The sequence below is a fragment of the Saccharothrix sp. CCNWYY140 genome (assembly GCF_037401995.1).
In the GTDB taxonomy this organism is placed as follows: Bacteria; Actinomycetota; Actinomycetes; order Mycobacteriales; family Pseudonocardiaceae; genus Actinosynnema.
Map to the genome: position 1 here is coordinate 68,776 of NZ_JBBEGC010000023.1, position 16,111 is coordinate 84,886.

Genomic DNA, 16,111 nt, shown 5'->3' on the forward strand with positions numbered 1-16,111 from the left:
CGACCTGATCTCTGATGAAGGGGGTTTCTCCCAATGGCTGGTTACGGTACCGGGACTGACGAGCTCGTCCAGGCCGCGAAGGACATCGTGAGCGTGGACGAGTCCGTTCAGGGCATCCTGAACCAGGTTCGCAGCACCGTCGACACCGTCGGCGGCAGCTGGAAGGGTGCGGCGGCCACGGCGTTCAACACGCTGATGACCCGCTTCGACGAGGACGCCCGCAAGCTCCAGGAGGCGCTGCGCGCGATCGCCGAGCAGATGTCCGGCTCCGCCGACATCTACGCCCGTCAGGAAGAGGAGCAGAACCAGTCGATGAGCAGCCTGACCAGCCGCCTCGCCGGCGGGTTCTGATCCGCTCCGACTGCTTCGGCAGTTCTTCGCTTTCTGTTTCCGCATTCGCTCGGCACCATTGACTTGTAGGTAGGGGAGAAATGAACGACCGCATTGAAGTCAACTTCGGCGAGCTCGCCAGCGCCGCGGGCAACATCTCGAGCCAGGCGAGCCAGGTCGAGCAGCAGCTGGAGGACCTGAAGGCCCGCCTCGCCCCCGTCATCGCCCAGTGGGACGGTGGCGCGTCCGAGGCCTACCAGGAGGCGCAGCGGAAGTGGGACACCTCCGCCGCCGACCTCCAGTCGGTCCTCGCCTCCATCGGTGTCGCCGTGCAGCAGGCCACCGAGGCCTACGAGGCCGCTGAGAACACCAACCGCGGCCGTTGGTGAACTGCGTCACCACCGCGTGACTCGCGAGACCCCGGGCTCTTCGAAGGCCCGGGGTCTCGCCCTGTTCAGGCCGCTCCGGCGGCGGAACGCCGGTGCTCGAGGCCGGTTGGCGGGGGTCGTTTTGACCTGGCCGTGGGCCAACCGGTATCTTCCTACGTTGTTGTGCGGTACCCGGTGCGCTTCCGCGTGCCTCGTGTTCTGGTCCACCTGCCCGTCTGGGGTGTCTGGAGCCTGAGCAACCGCCGCAATGACCCCAGACGCAAGTGACGACGAGGTAGACCCGTGCGCACGTACAGCCCGAAGCCCGGCGAGGTGACCCGAACCTGGCACGTGATCGACGCCCAGGACGTGGTGCTCGGCCGGCTCGCCACCCAGGCCGCGACGCTGCTGCGCGGCAAGCACAAGCCGACCTACGCCCCCCACGTTGACACTGGTGACTTCGTCATCATCATCAACGCGGACAAGGTGGCGTTGACCGGCAAGAAGCGCGACCAGGAGTTCGTGTACCGGCACTCCGGCCACCCCGGCGGTCTTCGCCAGAGGTCGTTCGGCGAGGTGCTCGACACCCGGGCCGACCGGCTGGTCGAGAAGGCCATCAAGGGCATGCTGCCCAAGAACCGCCTCGGCCGTGTGATCGCCGGCAAGCTCAAGGTCTACACGGGCCCGACCCACCCGCACGCGGCGCAGCAGCCGCAGCCGTTCGAGATCAAGAAGGTCGCCCAGTGACCGAGCCGTACTCCGAGGAAAACGACGTGACCACCCCTGAGGTCGAGACCGAGGCCGTCGAGGCGGAGACCCCCGCCGTCGACGCCGTCGAGTCCGATGTCGACGGTGCCGAGGCCCCCGAGGCCGAGGCGACCGACGCCGAGGCGACCGACGCCGAGCCCGCTCCCGCGCCCGTCGTGCGGCCCGTGCTCAGCGCCGGCGCGCACCACCTCGCGCAGACCGTCGGCCGCCGCAAGGAGGCCATCGTCCGCGTGCGCCTGCTGCCCGGCACCGGCAAGTTCACCCTGAACGGGAAGTCCCTCGAGACGTACTTCCCGAACAAGGTGCACCAGCAGCTCATCCGCGAGCCCCTGGTGACGACCGAGAAGCCGGAGACGTTCGACGTCATCGCGAACCTCAGCGGCGGCGGCATCACCGGTCAGGCCGGCGCGCTGCGCCTCGCGATCGCCCGCGCGCTCGTCGCCGTGGACTCCGAGGACCGCCCGGTGCTGAAGAAGGCCGGCTTCCTCACCCGCGACCCCCGGGTCAAGGAGCGGAAGAAGTACGGTCTCAAGAAGGCCCGCAAGGCGCCTCAGTACAGCAAGCGCTGACCTCGCGGTCGGCACCAGAGCACTACCCTGCGGGAGCAGCCAGTTCTTCGTCGAACTGCTGCTCCCGCAGTGCGTTCCGCCCAATGTTGTGTGGTTCATCACGGAGGTCATGGCGATCATGGGTCGGCTGTTCGGCACTGACGGTGTGCGTGGTCTGGCGAACGCCGACCTGACCCCCGAGCTGGCGCTGTCGCTGGCCGCCGCCGCGGCCCGGGTGCTCGCCGAACACGACCGGTCCCACCGCCCGATCGCCGTGGTCGGCCGCGACCCGCGGGCCAGCGGCGAGATGCTGGAGGCCGCCGTGGTGGCGGGGCTCACGTCGGCGGGCGCGGACGTGCTGCGGGCGGGTGTCCTGCCGACCCCGGCGGTCGCGCACCTGGTCGCGGCGCTGGGCGCGGACGTCGGCGTGATGATCTCCGCCTCGCACAACCCGATGCCCGACAACGGCATCAAGCTGTTCGCGGCGGGCGGGCACAAGCTGCCGGACTCCGTCGAGGACGAGATCGAGCAGAAGATGGGCGCGCTGGAGCACCGCCCGACCGGCGCGGGCATCGGCCGCGTGCGGGACGTCGAGGACGCCGAGGGCCAGTACGTGCAGCACCTGCTGAAGGTGACGCCGCACCGGCTGGACGGCATCAAGGTGGTCGTGGACTGCGCGAACGGCGCCGCCTCCGTGGCCGCCCCGGACGCCTACCGCCGCGCGGGCGCCGAGGTCGTCGAGATCCACACCGCCCCGGACGGCCTGAACATCAACGACGGCTGCGGCTCGACCCACCTGGACCAGATCCGCGCCGCGGTGCGGGAGCACGGCGCCGACCTGGGCATCGCGCACGACGGCGACGCGGACCGCTGCCTGGCCGTGGACGCGGACGGCGCCGAGGTCGACGGCGACCAGATCATGGCGGTCCTCGCGATCGCGATGAAGGAGTCCGGTGAGCTGACCGACGACACCCTGGTCGCCACCGTGATGAGCAACCTCGGCCTGCACCTGGCGATGCGGGAGCACGGCATCGCGCTGCGCACCGCCGCCGTGGGCGACCGGTACGTGCTGGAGGAGCTGCGCGCCGGCGGGTACGCGCTGGGCGGCGAGCAGTCCGGGCACGTGGTCCTGCCCGCGCACGCCACCACCGGTGACGGCCTGCTGACCGCGCTGCGGCTGATGGCCCGCATGGCCGAGACCGGCAAGTCGCTGGCCGAGCTGGCGGGCGTGATGCGGCGGCTGCCGCAGGTGCTGGTCAACGTCGTGGTCGCGGACAAGGCCCGGGTGGCGAAGGACACAGCGGTCAGCGAGGCCGTGGCGGCCGTCGAGGCCGAGCTGGGCGACACCGGCCGCGTGCTGCTGCGCCCGTCCGGAACGGAGCAGCTCGTCCGGGTGATGGTGGAGGCCCCCACCCACGAACTGGCGGAGTCGGCGGCGCAGCGCCTGGCGGGTGTGGTTTCCTCGGTGGGCTGATCCTGCCAACCCCGGGGGCACCCACATGGTGATCGACCTGCTGATCCTCCTCGTCCTGGCGGGCGTGGTGGTCGTGGTCGTGCTGATCGTGAAGTCGACCAAGAAGAACCGGCAGAACAACCCGTACGGGCAACCGGGTCCGCACGGCCCGCAACCGCCCTACGGGCAGCCGCCTCACGGCCACCCCGGTCAGCAGCCGCCCCACGGGCAGCCCGGCCAGTACGGCCCGCCCGGTCAGTACGGCCCGCCCGGTGGGTTCGGCGCGCCCGGCCAGCAGCCCCCGCCCGGTCAACAGCCCCCGCCCGGTCAACAGGGCTCGTTCGGGCACTCCGGTCAGCAGCCGCCGTTCGGCCAACCGGGCCAGCCCGGTCCGTACGGTCAGCCGCCGCAGGGTCCGCCGCCCGGCCAGTTCCCGCCGCCCGGACAGGGTCAGCCGCCCCACTAGGGCGCTGCGTCCCGGGCCGGCGTTTACACCTGCAAGGAACGCGTCCGAACAGCCGTCGGAGCGCCCCGCGGGCTGCCACGATGGGAACCGGGCGCCGAAGCGTCGCGTCGTAACGGACGAGTTCGGTAGAGGGTCGTGGCCGTCGCGCCACGGAGGGGAGTGAAGCGCCGTGGCCGGTTACGGCACCAGTACCGAGGCCATGCAAAAGGCCTCGAAGGCTATTTCCGACACCGCTGCGGACACGGCGGAAGAACTCCAGAAGGTCGGCCAGACCGAAACGGTCGACGCCGATTTCGGCGAAGCGCACAAGCAGCACTTCGCGAAGTACAAGTCGGGCGTCGACAACTTCGGCAAGGCCATCGTCAACATGTCGACCACGATCGGCTCGTTCGCGGGCAAGATCGGCGCCGGCGCGTCGACCTACGGTGACGTCGAGTCCCAGAACGCCGGCAACGTGGGGAGCAAGTACTGATGGCCGAGCCAGGCTGGAACGAGGTCAAGGCCCTCCTCGACGACCCGAACGTCTCCGAGGACAAGAAGAAGGCGCTGCTGCGCGAGTACACCAACTCGACCGCGCCCTGGAACATCCCCGACGAGGCCGAGAAGTACCAGGACCGCTACGACTACGACAGCTGGGACGTCAGCCTCTACAACCGCGCGACCAGCGACCTCGAAGGCGTCTACAACGAGGCCAAGGCCGAGTCCGACACCAAGAGCTACAACAGCCGCGAGCAGACCAAGGCCGTCAACGAGGGCCAGAAGTCGTTGGACGGCAAGCAGCCGCCGACGGCGTCCGGCGCGGGCACGAAGAACTCGAACGAGCTGTTCGACGCGGGCAAGGCGGGCCTGAAGGTCTTCGAGAAGTTCATGCCGATCTGGAACAACCGGCCCGGCGACTGCCTCGGTAACACGACCAACCTGGACTACGCGAACCACATCGAGAAGCCCTACAACGAGCAGCGCGGCATCAACTTCCACAAGCTGCTCATGGAGGCCGACGAGTTCAGCACGGCCAAGACCAAGGTCGACGAGATGCGCGGGGACGTCGACGCGCACCTCAAGGGCCTGTACGGCGAGTGGAAGGGCCAGGCGGCCGACAAGTCGCACGAGCACTACAACGACCAGATCCTGCCCAAGCTCAACGAGTTGGGCGAGGGCCTGGACGGCGCGGCCAAGCTGACCCGGACCGCCGTGACCGGCGTGTTCCAGCTCTGCAAGAGCAAGGCCGACGAGGTCCTGGAGATGTACCGCGAGCAGATCGCGCAGGCGGACACGTACATGGCCGAGAAGGTCGTGTCGTTCTCCCGCGGCGAGGGCGACTACTCCAAGGACCGCGTGCTGGAAATCGCGGGCTGGGTCGACTCGAAGATGGGCAGCAACATCGCGGACCGGATCAACAGCGATGACTGCTACCTCAACGACGAGAACAAAGAATACGCGATCAACCAGTGCAAGCGGTGGATCCAGCAGTCGTTCAACACCGAGTTCTGGGGCCTGTACACGCAGTTCAAGAGCCTGAACGAGACCACGAAGTCCTCTGTGGACCAGAAGTGGGAGGCGCTGGCCTCCTACATGGCGGGCTTCGAGAACCCGTTCCCGGCCGCGTCCGGCAGTGACGGCAACGGCAACGGCGACGGGAATGGAAACGGCAACGGGAACGGCAAGGGCACCCCGCCCGGCGGCGGCGGCATGCCCGGCGGCGGCGGTGGCACCCCGCCCGGCGGTGGCGGCGGCGGCATGCCGGAGATGCCGAAGCCGGAGAACCCGCTGGACAAGGACGGCGACGGCAAGCCCGACGACATCAAGATCCCGGGCGACACCGACGGCGACGGCAAGATCGACGACCTCGACGGCGACGGCAAGCCGGACGACCTCAACGGTGACGGCAAGCCGGACGGCCTGAAGGGCGAGGAAGAGCCCGAGACCGTCACCATCAAGAGCGGCGACAACGAGATCAAGATCACGGAGCCGGACGAACGCGGCCACGTGCAGATCACCGTGGACACGCCGACCAGCGAACCGAAGACCTACGACGTCGACTTCAGCAACAACCCGGACGCCCTCAAGGCCCTGACCGGCCAGAACGGCGCCGCGGCCCTGGCAGGCGCCCTGGCCGGCGCGACCCCGGTGTCCGGCGGCACCCCGACCCCCGGCGGCGGCACCCCCGGTGGCCCGGGCGTCGGCGTGACGGCCGGCGGCGGCGCCGAGGGCGGCGCGATCCCGATCGAGGCGGGCGCGGACGGCAAGGCGCTCATCGAGTTGGACGGCCTGGCGATCACCGCCGAGGTCGACCCGCTGACCGGCGAGATCAACCTCACGGTCGACAACGGCGACGGCACCCCCGAGGAGTACGGCGTCGAGTTCGGCGAGGACAAGCCCGACAACGGCCAGGCCGGCATCCCGACCATCCCCGACGACGTGACGACCATGCCCGCCGAGGTGTCGCCGGGCCAGCCGGACGTGCGCGCGATGCCGTTCGAGGGCGGCGCGGAAACGCTCATCGGACACGAGTCCGGCGTGGGTGCCGCGGTCGGCGCGGTCGGCGCAGTCGGCGAGCCGCTGATCGGAACCCCGGAGACCGGTGGGTCCGGCGGTGGCGGCTTCGGTGGCGGGTCCGGCGGCGGCTTCGGCGGGGACGGTGGCTTCGGCGGTGGGTCCGGTGGCGGCTTCGGCGGGGACGGTGGCTTCGGCGGCGGCTTCGGGCAGGACGGCGGGCAGGGCGGCGGCTTCGGCGGCGGTCCGACGGCTCCGGACCCCGGCTTCGGCGGCGGCTTCGGCCAGGATGGCGGCCAGGGCGGCGGCTTCGGCGGCGGTCCAGCGGATCCCGGCTTCGGCGGTGGCTTCGGGCCGGGCGGCGGCGCGGAGCCGTTGATCGGGCAGCCCGAGCCCGCGATCGGGTTCACCGACCCGGCGGGCGTGGCGGCCGACCCCGGTTTCAGCGGTGGCGGCGGCGGCTTCACGACCACGCCGGCGGCCGATCCCGGCTTCGCCCCAGGCCAGGGCGGTCCCGGCCAAGGCGTTCCGGGCCAGGGCGGTCCGGGCCAGGGCGGCCCCGGCTTCGGCCAGGCCGGTCCGGGTCAGGGTGGGCCGGGCTTCGGCCAAGGCGGCCCCGGGTTCGCTCCCGGCGGTCCTGCCTTCGCGCCCGCCGGCCCCGCGTTCGTGCCCGGTGGTCCCGGGTTCGAGCCGGGCGCGGGTGGCGGTCCCGGGTTCGGCCACGGCGGTGGCGGCTTCGGCGGCGGGGGTGGTCCGCAGTTCGGCCACCACGAGCAGGGCTTCGTCGCACACGACACCAGCGGCACGACCACCACGTCCGGTGCCTCGGTCTTCGGGCCGGGAGGTGGGCCGACCGGGTTCGGCGGCGCGGACTCCGTGTGGGGCGCGCCGGCGTCGGACAACACGTGGAACAGCCCGTCCGGCAGTGCCGACCAGGGCCTGGCGTCCAACATGAACACGTCCGAGGCGGGTCAGCCGGGCGCGGCGTCGCTGCCGTCCATGACCGAGTCGCACGGCCAGCAGTCCGGGTCGCCGATGGGTGGCGGCATGATGGGCGGCGGCATGATGGGTGGCGGCATGGCGGGCGGCGGTCAGCAGGGCGGTGGCGACACCGAGCGCAGCCCCGGCCAGTGGCGCACCACCGGCTCGCTGTTCGACGACGACGCGAGCCTCAGCCGTGTCCAGGGTGTGCTGGGTGAGGAGGGTCGATGAGCGCTTCTGCCGAGCGCCTCGCCGCGGCGATGAGCCGCATGGACCAGATCGACCGGGAAGCGGCCGACCGCCGCGAACTGCGGGAACGCCACTCCCGGGAGGCACGCGACAAGGCCGGCGACGCCTTCTCCAAGCAAGCGCAGATCGCCGAGAAGACGATCGAGCGAATCCAGGAGGCGGGCAAGGCCCAAAAGGCCGCCGGCGGCTGGGGCACAACCGCGGCGACCCAGAAGAAGAGCGGCGAGTTCCAGTTCGGCACGGAGGACGACGAGCCGACCTACGAGGCCCAACAACAACCCGGCTACGGCTGGTCCTCAGGCGCCCCGGTAACCCCACCCCCAGCGGTACCACCACCCCCTCCGCCCGCTCCAACGCCACCCCCGATCCCGACCCCAGCCCCAGCACGCCCCACACCCCGCCGACCCACACCCACGGACGACGACGACGATTTCGGCGGCCAGAGCTGGCTCACCTGATCGACGTCACCTGATCGGTGCCACCTGATCTCGGCTTCACCCGATCGACAGCGGCCCCCGCCACACCCGGCGGGGGCCGTTCTTGTTTCTGTTGGACGCTCGCGTAGTTCCGCGGCCGAAAACATCGCGAACGTCCAACACAAAACGGGTCGAGCCCCAACGATCGGGCACGGCGGTCGGTCGGGCGCGGCGGCTGGGCACGGCGGTAGGCGGCGGGATCGTGCCCGGCTGGTGCGTGGCGCGCAGCGGCGGTGGCTGGATGGTGCGGCGGTGCGTGGGTGGTGCGCGGCGGTGCGGCAGCTGGATGCGGTGGTGCGGCGGGCTGTGGCGTGCGGCGGTGTGGCGCTGGGTGGCGGCGGCTGGTGGTGCGGGGTGAGGCGGAGGGGTGCGGAGCGGGGTGGTTAGCGGAGGGTCAGGGCGGCGCGGTGGTAAGTCAGGGGGGCGCCCTTGGCGTCTTCCTCCAGCAGCGGGTCCCACCTCTTGTCGCCCTTCAAGGCCCTCAGCAGGAAGGCCGTGAGCAGCGCCCGCGCCAGCCGTTGCGCCGACCGCTCCCCCTTGCCGTCCAGCAACAGCTCGCTCCAGTGCCGCCCCTCGGCGAACCCCAGGTGGCTCGTCTTGGGCAGCAGCCGGTACTGGACCGGCCCCGTCCACGCCTGCGCGATGGCCTCCGCGTGCCCCACCGGCGGGGCGATGCGGTCGTCGGCGGCGGCCAGGTGGAGGCCCGGCACGGTCACCCGGCGCGCGGCGTCCAGGGCGGACGGCCGGACCTCGGAGGCGGCCAGGGTCACCACGGCCCGCACGCGTTCGTCGTCGGCCGCGGCCAGGACCGCCGCGCCTCCGCCCATCGAGTGGCCGGCGACGGCCAGGCGGTCCGGGTCCACGCTGATCTCGCCCTCGCCCAGGCGGACGCCGGTGCAGACGTCCAGGGCGGTGCGGAGGTTGCCGGCCAGGAGCCTGGAGGACATGAGCGGGCCGCGTTGGGTGCCGGGGGCCGCGGCCACGATGCCCCAGGACGCCAGGTGGCGCAGCAGTGCCCGGTAGCGGGTGACCGGTTGCAGCCAGCCGTGGCCGAACGCGACGGCGGGCAGGCCCAGGCCGGACGCGGGGGTGTAGACGAGACCGGGCAGGCCCACCAGGGCCAGGTCGCCGCGCAGCACCGGGTGCTCGCCGGGCTTGGACAGCTGGTCGAGCACCTGCTTCGCCGAGTAGCCGCTCACCGCGTGAACGGTAGTCGATCGCGGCGAGACCGCGCACGCCCCGATTGGTCTACACCAATAAGCACTGTGACCTGCGCGAACCCGACGAAGTGGCCCGTTCGGGTGACGCCGCTGGTCTGGTTACGCTGTGCGGCGTGTGCGGAATCGTGGGATACGTGGGCCACCGGCCGGCGCTGGACGTCGTCCTCGACGGGCTGCGGCGGCTGGAGTACCGGGGCTACGACTCGGCGGGTGTCGCCGTGCTGGACGGCGACGGCGGCTTGGCCGTCGAGCGCAAGGCCGGGCGGCTGAGCAACCTGGAGGACCGGCTCGACGAGGTCGGCCGCGCGGCCTTCACCGGCACCGCCGGCATGGGCCACACGCGCTGGGCCACGCACGGCGCCCCGATCGACCGCAACTCCCACCCGCACCGCGACGTGACCGGCCGGGTCGCCGTGGTGCACAACGGGATCATCGAGAACTTCGCCGCCCTGCGCGCCGAGCTGGAAGCGCGCGGCGTCGAGATGGCCAGCGACACCGACACCGAGACCACCGCCCACCTGATCGCCTTCGCCTACACCGAGGGCGACACCGCGGGCGACCTCCCCGCCAGCGTGCGCGCCGTGGTCCGCCGCCTGGAGGGCGCGTTCACCCTCGTGGTGACCCACGCCGACCAGCCGGACGCGGTCGTCGCCGCCCGCCGCTCCTCGCCGCTGGTGGTGGGCGTGGGCGAGGGGGAGACGTTCGTCGCCTCGGACGTGTCCGCGTTCATCGAGCACACCCGCGAGGCCGTCGAGCTCGGCCAGGACCAGGTCGTCGTGATCACCCGCGACGGCTACGAGGTCACCGACTTCGACGGCGAGCCCGCCCAGGCCAAGCCGTTCACGGTGAACTGGGACCTGTCCGCCGCCGAGAAGGGCGGCCACGAGTACTTCATGCTCAAGGAGATCGAGGAGCAGCCGGAGGCGCTGGCCAACACCCTGCGCGGGCACTTCTCCGGCGGCCGGATCGTCCTGGACGAGCAGCGCCTGTCCGACCAGGACCTGCGGGACGTGGACAAGGTCTTCGTCGTGGCCTGCGGCTCGGCCTACCACTCGGGCCTGGTCGCCAAGTACGCCATCGAGCACTGGACCCGCCTGCCCGTCGAGGTCGAGCTGGCCTCGGAGTTCCGCTACCGCGACCCGGTGCTGGACCGCGACACGCTGGTCGTGGCCGTGTCCCAGTCCGGTGAGACGGCCGACACGCTGGAGGCCGTGCGGCACGCCCGTGCGCAGAAGGCCCGCGTGCTGGCGGTGTGCAACACCAACGGCGCGCAGATCCCGCGCGAGTCCGACGCCGTGCTCTACACGCACGCCGGGCCGGAGATCGGCGTCGCGTCCACCAAGGCGTTCCTGGCCCAGATCGCCGCGAACTACCTGGTCGGACTCGCCCTGGCGCAGGCGCGCGGCACCAAGTACCCCGACGAGGTGGCCCGCGAGTTCCACGAGCTGGAGGCCATGCCGAAGGCCGTGCAGCAGGTGCTGGGCACGGTCGGCCAGGTCCGCGAGCTCGGGCGTGAGCTGGCCGACTCGAAGGCCGTGCTGTTCCTGGGCCGGCACGTCGGCTACCCGGTGGCGCTGGAAGGCGCGCTCAAGCTCAAGGAACTGGCGTACATGCACGCCGAGGGCTTCGCGGCGGGCGAGCTGAAGCACGGTCCGATCGCGCTGATCGAAGAGGGCCTGCCGGTCGTCGTGGTGATGCCGTCGCCGAAGGGCCGGGCGGTGCTGCACTCCAAGCTGGTGTCCAACATCAGCGAGATCCAGGCGCGCGGCGCGCGGACCATCGTGATCGCGGAGGAGGGCGACGAGACGGTCCTGCCGTTCGCCGACCACCTGATCGAGGTGCCCGCGGTGTCCACGCTGCTCCAGCCGCTGGTGTCGACGGTGCCGTTGCAGGTCCTGGCGGCGGAGATCGCGCGCAGCCGGGGCTACGACGTGGACAAGCCGCGCAACCTGGCCAAGTCCGTCACGGTCGAGTAGGCGCGCCTAGGCTTTCCGCCATGCGGGGACTGTGGACCACGGGGCGGGTCAAGGCGGCCGAGGAACGGGTCATGGCGCGGGTGCCCGAGGGGGCGCTCATGCGGCGGGCGGCGTTCGGCGTGGCCACGGTGGCGCTGGAGCACCTGAACGGGCGGCGGCGGGTCGGGCTGCTGGTCGGTGCGGGCAACAACGGCGGCGACGCGCTGTGGGCGGGCTACTTCCTGCGCCGGCGCGGGGTGGCCGTGTCGGCGGTGCTGCTCAACCCCGCCAAGGCGCACGCCGCCGGGCTGGCCGCGTTCCGGCGGGTCGGCGGTCGGGTCGTCGAGCGGTTGACCGACGTGGACCTGGTGGTCGACGGCATCGTGGGCCTGTCGGCGCGCGGTCCGCTGCGGCCCGACGCGGCCGAGCACGTGGCGCACCTCGACGCGCCCGTGCTGTCGGTGGACCTGCCCAGCGGGGTCGACCCGGACACCGGGGCGGTGAGCGGTCCGCACGTCCGACCCGCGGTGACCGTCACGTTCGGGTGCCTCAAGCCCGTGCACGCGCTGGCCGACTGCGGCGAGGTGCGGCTGGTGGACATCGGCCTGACGCCGGAGCTGGCCGGGCCGGACCTGCTGGAGCTGGAGGTCGCCGACGTCGGCGCGGCGTGGCCCGTGCCGGGGCCGACCGACGACAAGTACACCCAGGGCGTGACCGGGATCGCGGCCGGTTCGGCGACCTACCCGGGCGCGGCCGTGCTGGCGACGGGCGCGGCGCTGCTCGCGACCTCCGGGATGGTCCGGTACGCGGGCGCGGCGGCGGAGGGCGTGCGGGCGCGGTGGCCGGAGGCGATCTGCACGGGCTCGATCACCGACGCCGGCCGCGTGCAGTCGTGGGTCGTCGGGCCGGGCCTGGGGACCGGGCTGGGCGCGGAGGCCGTGCTGCGGACCGTGCTGGAGGCGGGCGTGCCGGTGTGCGCGGACGCGGACGCCATCACGATGCTCGCCAACAACCCCGACCTCTGGGACGCCCGCGACCCCGGCACCCCGCTCGTCCTGACCCCGCACGACCGCGAGTACGAACGCCTGGCCGGCGAGGTCGGCCCCGACCGCGTGGCGGCGGCGAAGCGCGCGGCCGACAAGTTCGACGCGGTGGTGCTCCTCAAGGGCCACACCACGGTCGTCGCCTCCCCGGACGGCCGCGTCCTGGTCAACCGCGCCCGCTCGTCGTGGGCGGCGACAGCCGGCTCCGGCGACGTGCTGTCGGGCCTGATCGGAGCCCTGCTGGCAGCCGGCCTCGACCCCCTGTTGGCCGCGGGCTGCGCGGCCCGCGTGCACGTCCTGGCTGCGGAGCTGGCGGCCGACGGCGCACCGATCCCGGCCACGTCCCTCCTGGCGGCGGTCCCGGACGCCATCCGCGCCGTCCGCCCGCTGACGACCTGAGCGCGTCACTTGTCGCAGGCGATGCCGTCGTTGTCACGGTCCAGCCCGGACCGGTAGCCGGGTTGGCCGCGACGGATCGGGGCCGCGCCCGCGGCTCGCGCTTCGTCGCAGTTCTTGTAGTAGACGCTCGGCGCCGGCTCCGGCTGAGGTTGGGGCTCCGGCTGAGGTTGGGGCTGCGGCTGGGGTTGGGGCTGCGGCTGGGGTGGCGGTGCTTGCGTGGTCGTCGTGGTGCTGGGGATGACCGGCGTCACCGAGGTCGTGGTCGTCGTCGTTGTGGTGGTCGTCGTTGTGGTTGCCGTCGTGGTCGTCGACAGGGTTGTGGACCCCGTGCCACTCCCGCACGCGGCCAACACGACCGCCAGGGTCACCGCGCCCGCCACTTTGCCCGAACGTAAGCCCATGTCCCCTGGTCCTCTCCACCGATTGCGGTATGTGGCGTTGATCGCACTGGCGTGACGGCCGTTACGCCCGCATCGCCGGCACCGGATCGGCCGTGCTGGCCCCTGTGTCACCATGAACGGTGTTATGGCTGCTCCTCGCGCTGAGGTCGTGATCGACCTCGACAACCTCCGGCACAACGTCGCCCTGCTGGCAGGCCTCGCGCCCGCCGCCGCGACGATGGCCGTCGTCAAGGCGGACGGGTACGGGCACGGGGCCGTCGAGGTGGCGAGAGCGGCGGTGGAGGCCGGGGCGTCCTGGCTGGGCTCGTGTTCGCTGGGTGAAGCCCTCGCGCTCCGGAAGGCGGGCCTCACCGTGCCGACCCTGGCCTGGCTCGACCCGGTCGGCACCGACTACGCGCCCGGGATCGAGCACGACATCGATCTCTCCGTGGCGAGCGCGCGGCAGCTGTGCGAGGTCGCCGAGGCCGCCCGGCGGACGGGGCGGACCGCCCGCGTCCACCTCAAGATCGACACCGGCCTGTCCCGCAACGGCTGTCCGGCCGACGAGTGGCCCGCCCTGGTGGAGAAGGCCGCCGCGACCCCCGAGGTCGACGTCAAGGCCGTCTGGTCGCACCTGGCCTGCGCCGACGAGCTCGGGCACCCGGCCACCGACGCCCAGGCCGAGCGGTTCGACGACGCCTACCGCACCGCGCTCGCCGCTGGCCTGGACCCGATGCGGCACCTGGCCAACTCGGCCGCCCTCCTTACCCGGCCGGACCTGCACTTCGACCTGGTCCGACCCGGTATCGCGATCTACGGCCTCAACCCCGTCCCCGAACCGGTCGACCTGCGCCCGGTCATGACGTTCCGCTCCACCGTCGCCCTGACCAAGCACATCCCGGCCGGCGAGTCCGTCTCCTACGGCCTGACCTGGACCGCCAAGACCGCGACCACCCTCGCCCTGGTCCCGGTCGGCTACGCGGACGGCGTGCCGCGCAGCCTGTCCAACCGCATGCACGTCCTCCTCGCCGGGAAGCGCCGCCCGGTGGTGGGCCGGGTGTGCATGGACCAGGTCGTCGTGGACTGCGGTGACGACCACGTGGTCGAGGGCGACGAGGTCGTGCTGTTCGGCACCGGCGAGCACGGCGAGCCGACCGCCCGCGAGTGGGCCGACACCACCGGGACCATCGACTACGAGATCGTCACCGGCATGTACCGGCCCCGCGTGACCAGGACATACCGGTGAACACCCTGTGGAAGGCCGTCGGCTGGGCCGGCGGCGTGCTGGGCGCGGCGGCGACGGGTGTCGCGGTCGGGGTCGCGGCCAATCACAAGAAGGTCGCCAAGGACCGCCGGCAGGACGACCCGCTGGCCGACGAGCCCTTGGGCATGCTGACCCCGAACCGGGAATCCACGGTGGCCGCCGACGACGGCGTCCCGCTGTCGGTCGAAGAGGTCGACCCGCCGGAGGGCGGCCCCGCCGAGCTCACTGTCGTCCACGTGCACGGCTTCGCCCTGGACCGCCGCTGCTGGCACTTCCAGCGCCGCGACTTGGCGAAGCTCACCGAACCCCGGGTCCGCCAGGTGCTCTACGACCAGCGCGGCCACGGCCGGTCCGGCCGGGGCGCCGCCGGGTCCAGCACCATCGACCAGCTCGCCCGCGACCTCGACGAGGTGCTGCGTGCGCTCGTCCCGGACGGCCCGATCGTGCTGGTCGGCCACTCGATGGGCGGCATGACGATCATGGCGCTGGCCGAGCAGCAGCCGGACCTGTTCGCCGACCGCGTCCGGGGCGTGGCCCTGGTCGGCACGGCGGCCGGCGCGGTGGGTGGCGCGGGACTGCCCAAGAGCGTCCTGTCCCGCTACAACCCGGTCACCCTGGGCGTGGGCCGGTTGGCCGGTCTCCAGCCGGGGTTCGTGGAGTGGGTCCGCCGCCGCGCGAGCACGCTCACGTGGAGCGGCATCCGGGCGCTGGCCTTCGGCGACCCCAAGGTGCCCGCGTCCCTCGTGGACCTCATGGAGCAGATGATCGACGGGACCACCGTGCAGGTGCTCACGGACTTCCTGGAAACCTTGGGCACGCACAACCGGTACAAGGCGCTGGCCGGCCTGCGGCACTGCGAGGTCCTCGTGATCAGCGGCGACGCGGACAAGCTGACGCCGTTCTCGCACGCCGAGCGGATGGCCGAGGAGATGCCGCACGGCGAACTGGTCCGCGTCCCGGGTGCGGGCCACATGGTGATGATGGAACAGCCCGACCTGGTGACGGGACACCTGGTGGGCTTGGTTCGGCGCAGCGCCGTCGAACGGGTGGAAAGCAGGCGGCGGTGGTGGCGACGAGCGTGACCCTCCCCAAGGTGGAGGACACCGAGGAGTTCGGGCGCGAACTGGGCGAACTGGTGCGCGGCGGCGACCTGCTGCTGCTGGCCGGTCCGCTGGGCGCGGGCAAGACGGCGCTGGTGCGCGGCCTGGCAAGCGGCCTGGGCGTGACCGGCCGGGTCAGCTCGCCCACGTTCGTCATCGCCCGCGTGCACGAGCCGTCCCCGGAGGGCCGGGGTGTGCCACTGGTGCACGTCGACGCCTACCGCCTGGGCGGTCACCTCGACGAACTGGACGACCTGGACCTAGACACCGACCTGGTGGACGCGGTGGTGGCGGTCGAGTGGGGCGAGGGCATGGCCGAGCGCCTCTCGGAGGACCACCTGCTGATCCGCCTGGAACGCCACGAGGACGACGTCCGAACCGCCCACCTGGTCCCACACGGCTCCTGGACAACCCGAGAGCTGCCCCAAGGCCCAGCGGCGGCCTCCCAAGGCCCAGCGACCTCCCAGGACTCGGCAACCTCCTAGACGAGCAACGCGCCCGCACAGCCCTCGCGCCCGCACAGCCCTCCACGCCCGCCCGCAGGGCGCGCGCTTTTCGAAGTAGCTCGCGCAGCAGACCTCCCGACTTGGGCTTCTTCCGTCATCCCCGTATGGCCTG

16 protein-coding genes are annotated in these 16,111 nt (G+C 72.2%); 14 read left to right on the forward strand and 2 right to left on the reverse strand.

Annotated elements, in window-relative coordinates:
* Positions 1-33: 33 nt before the first annotated feature.
* From WBN91_RS14175 to WBN91_RS14215, 9 genes are all read left to right on the forward strand, one after another.
* Positions 34-351, forward strand: coding sequence for a WXG100 family type VII secretion target (locus WBN91_RS14175; protein ID WP_337727340.1), 318 nt, complete (start codon positions 34-36; stop codon positions 349-351).
* Between the two features lie 80 nt (positions 352-431).
* Positions 432-719 (forward strand): WXG100 family type VII secretion target, encoded by a 288-nt coding sequence (locus tag WBN91_RS14180; RefSeq protein WP_337727339.1) that lies wholly within the window; start codon positions 432-434, stop codon positions 717-719.
* 282 nt (positions 720-1,001) lie between these two features.
* Entirely contained in the window at positions 1,002-1,445 is a 444-nt protein-coding gene (gene rplM, locus WBN91_RS14185; protein ID WP_337727338.1) for a 50S ribosomal protein L13, read from the forward strand.
* A gap of 26 nt (positions 1,446-1,471) precedes the next feature.
* Positions 1,472-2,035, forward strand: coding sequence for a 30S ribosomal protein S9 (rpsI, locus tag WBN91_RS14190; protein ID WP_337727337.1), 564 nt, complete (start codon positions 1,472-1,474; stop codon positions 2,033-2,035).
* Positions 2,036-2,153: 118 nt separating this feature from the next.
* The gene (glmM, locus tag WBN91_RS14195; protein WP_337727349.1) at positions 2,154-3,488 is read left to right on the forward strand and encodes a phosphoglucosamine mutase; all 1,335 of its coding nucleotides are present in this window, start codon (positions 2,154-2,156) and stop codon (positions 3,486-3,488) included.
* A 25-nt stretch (positions 3,489-3,513) separates the two neighbouring features.
* A complete protein-coding gene (locus tag WBN91_RS14200; protein ID WP_337727336.1) occupies positions 3,514-3,933 on the forward strand; it encodes a hypothetical protein in 420 nt (139 codons plus the stop codon).
* A gap of 169 nt (positions 3,934-4,102) precedes the next feature.
* Positions 4,103-4,405, forward strand: a complete 303-nt coding sequence (locus WBN91_RS14205) for a hypothetical protein (RefSeq protein ID WP_337727335.1) — start codon at positions 4,103-4,105, stop codon at positions 4,403-4,405.
* Positions 4,405-7,638, forward strand: a complete 3,234-nt coding sequence (locus WBN91_RS14210) for a WXG100 family type VII secretion target (RefSeq protein ID WP_337727334.1) — start codon at positions 4,405-4,407, stop codon at positions 7,636-7,638. Before WBN91_RS14205 ends, WBN91_RS14210 begins: the two co-directional genes overlap by 1 nt.
* Entirely contained in the window at positions 7,635-8,114 is a 480-nt protein-coding gene (locus WBN91_RS14215) for a hypothetical protein (RefSeq protein WP_337727333.1), read from the forward strand. Before WBN91_RS14210 ends, WBN91_RS14215 begins: the two co-directional genes overlap by 4 nt.
* Before the next feature lie 401 nt (positions 8,115-8,515).
* Here the strand turns inward: WBN91_RS14215 and WBN91_RS14220 are convergent, their stop codons facing one another.
* Positions 8,516-9,331 (reverse strand): dienelactone hydrolase family protein, encoded by an 816-nt coding sequence (locus tag WBN91_RS14220; protein ID WP_337727332.1) that lies wholly within the window; start codon positions 9,329-9,331, stop codon positions 8,516-8,518.
* A gap of 134 nt (positions 9,332-9,465) precedes the next feature.
* On the opposite strand from WBN91_RS14220, the gene glmS reads away from it, so the two are divergent.
* Both glmS and WBN91_RS14230 read left to right on the forward strand, forming a co-directional pair.
* Positions 9,466-11,328, forward strand: coding sequence for a glutamine--fructose-6-phosphate transaminase (isomerizing) (gene glmS, locus WBN91_RS14225; protein WP_337727331.1), 1,863 nt, complete (start codon positions 9,466-9,468; stop codon positions 11,326-11,328).
* A gap of 20 nt (positions 11,329-11,348) precedes the next feature.
* A complete protein-coding gene (locus WBN91_RS14230) occupies positions 11,349-12,749 on the forward strand; it encodes an NAD(P)H-hydrate dehydratase (RefSeq protein WP_337727330.1) in 1,401 nt (466 codons plus the stop codon).
* Positions 12,750-12,754: 5 nt separating this feature from the next.
* Here WBN91_RS14230 and WBN91_RS14235 read toward each other — a convergent pair whose 3' ends face one another.
* Complete coding sequence (locus WBN91_RS14235) at positions 12,755-13,150, reverse strand: excalibur calcium-binding domain-containing protein (protein WP_337727329.1); 396 nt, start codon at positions 13,148-13,150, stop codon at positions 12,755-12,757.
* Between the two features lie 124 nt (positions 13,151-13,274).
* On the opposite strand from WBN91_RS14235, the gene alr reads away from it, so the two are divergent.
* Genes alr through tsaE form a run of 3 tightly spaced genes read left to right on the forward strand, consistent with a single transcriptional unit; the run spans position 13,275 to position 15,978 of the window.
* Complete coding sequence (gene alr / locus WBN91_RS14240) at positions 13,275-14,375, forward strand: alanine racemase (protein ID WP_337727328.1); 1,101 nt, start codon at positions 13,275-13,277, stop codon at positions 14,373-14,375.
* Positions 14,372-15,475 (forward strand): alpha/beta fold hydrolase, encoded by a 1,104-nt coding sequence (locus tag WBN91_RS14245; protein WP_337727327.1) that lies wholly within the window; start codon positions 14,372-14,374, stop codon positions 15,473-15,475. The genes alr and WBN91_RS14245 overlap by 4 nt, the downstream gene beginning before the upstream one ends.
* Entirely contained in the window at positions 15,457-15,978 is a 522-nt protein-coding gene (gene tsaE, locus WBN91_RS14250; RefSeq protein ID WP_337727326.1) for a tRNA (adenosine(37)-N6)-threonylcarbamoyltransferase complex ATPase subunit type 1 TsaE, read from the forward strand. The genes WBN91_RS14245 and tsaE overlap by 19 nt, the downstream gene beginning before the upstream one ends.
* The last annotated feature ends 133 nt before the right edge of the window (positions 15,979-16,111 follow it).

Bases quoted from the DNA above. Each gene is read 5' to 3' on its own strand.
- WBN91_RS14175 (WP_337727340.1), top strand. From the start codon at position 34: ATGGCTGGTTACGGTACCGGGACTGACGAGCTCGTCCAGGCCGCGAAG.
- WBN91_RS14180 (WP_337727339.1), top strand. From the start codon at position 432: ATGAACGACCGCATTGAAGTCAACTTCGGCGAGCTCGCCAGCGCCGCG.
- glmM (WP_337727349.1), top strand. From the start codon at position 2,154: ATGGGTCGGCTGTTCGGCACTGACGGTGTGCGTGGTCTGGCGAACGCC.
- WBN91_RS14200 (WP_337727336.1), top strand. From the start codon at position 3,514: ATGGTGATCGACCTGCTGATCCTCCTCGTCCTGGCGGGCGTGGTGGTC.
- WBN91_RS14210 (WP_337727334.1), top strand. From the start codon at position 4,405: ATGGCCGAGCCAGGCTGGAACGAGGTCAAGGCCCTCCTCGACGACCCG.
- WBN91_RS14215 (WP_337727333.1), top strand. From the start codon at position 7,635: ATGAGCGCTTCTGCCGAGCGCCTCGCCGCGGCGATGAGCCGCATGGAC.
- WBN91_RS14230 (WP_337727330.1), top strand. From the start codon at position 11,349: ATGCGGGGACTGTGGACCACGGGGCGGGTCAAGGCGGCCGAGGAACGG.
- WBN91_RS14235 (WP_337727329.1), bottom strand. From the start codon at position 13,150: ATGGGCTTACGTTCGGGCAAAGTGGCGGGCGCGGTGACCCTGGCGGTC.
- alr (WP_337727328.1), top strand. From the start codon at position 13,275: ATGGCTGCTCCTCGCGCTGAGGTCGTGATCGACCTCGACAACCTCCGG.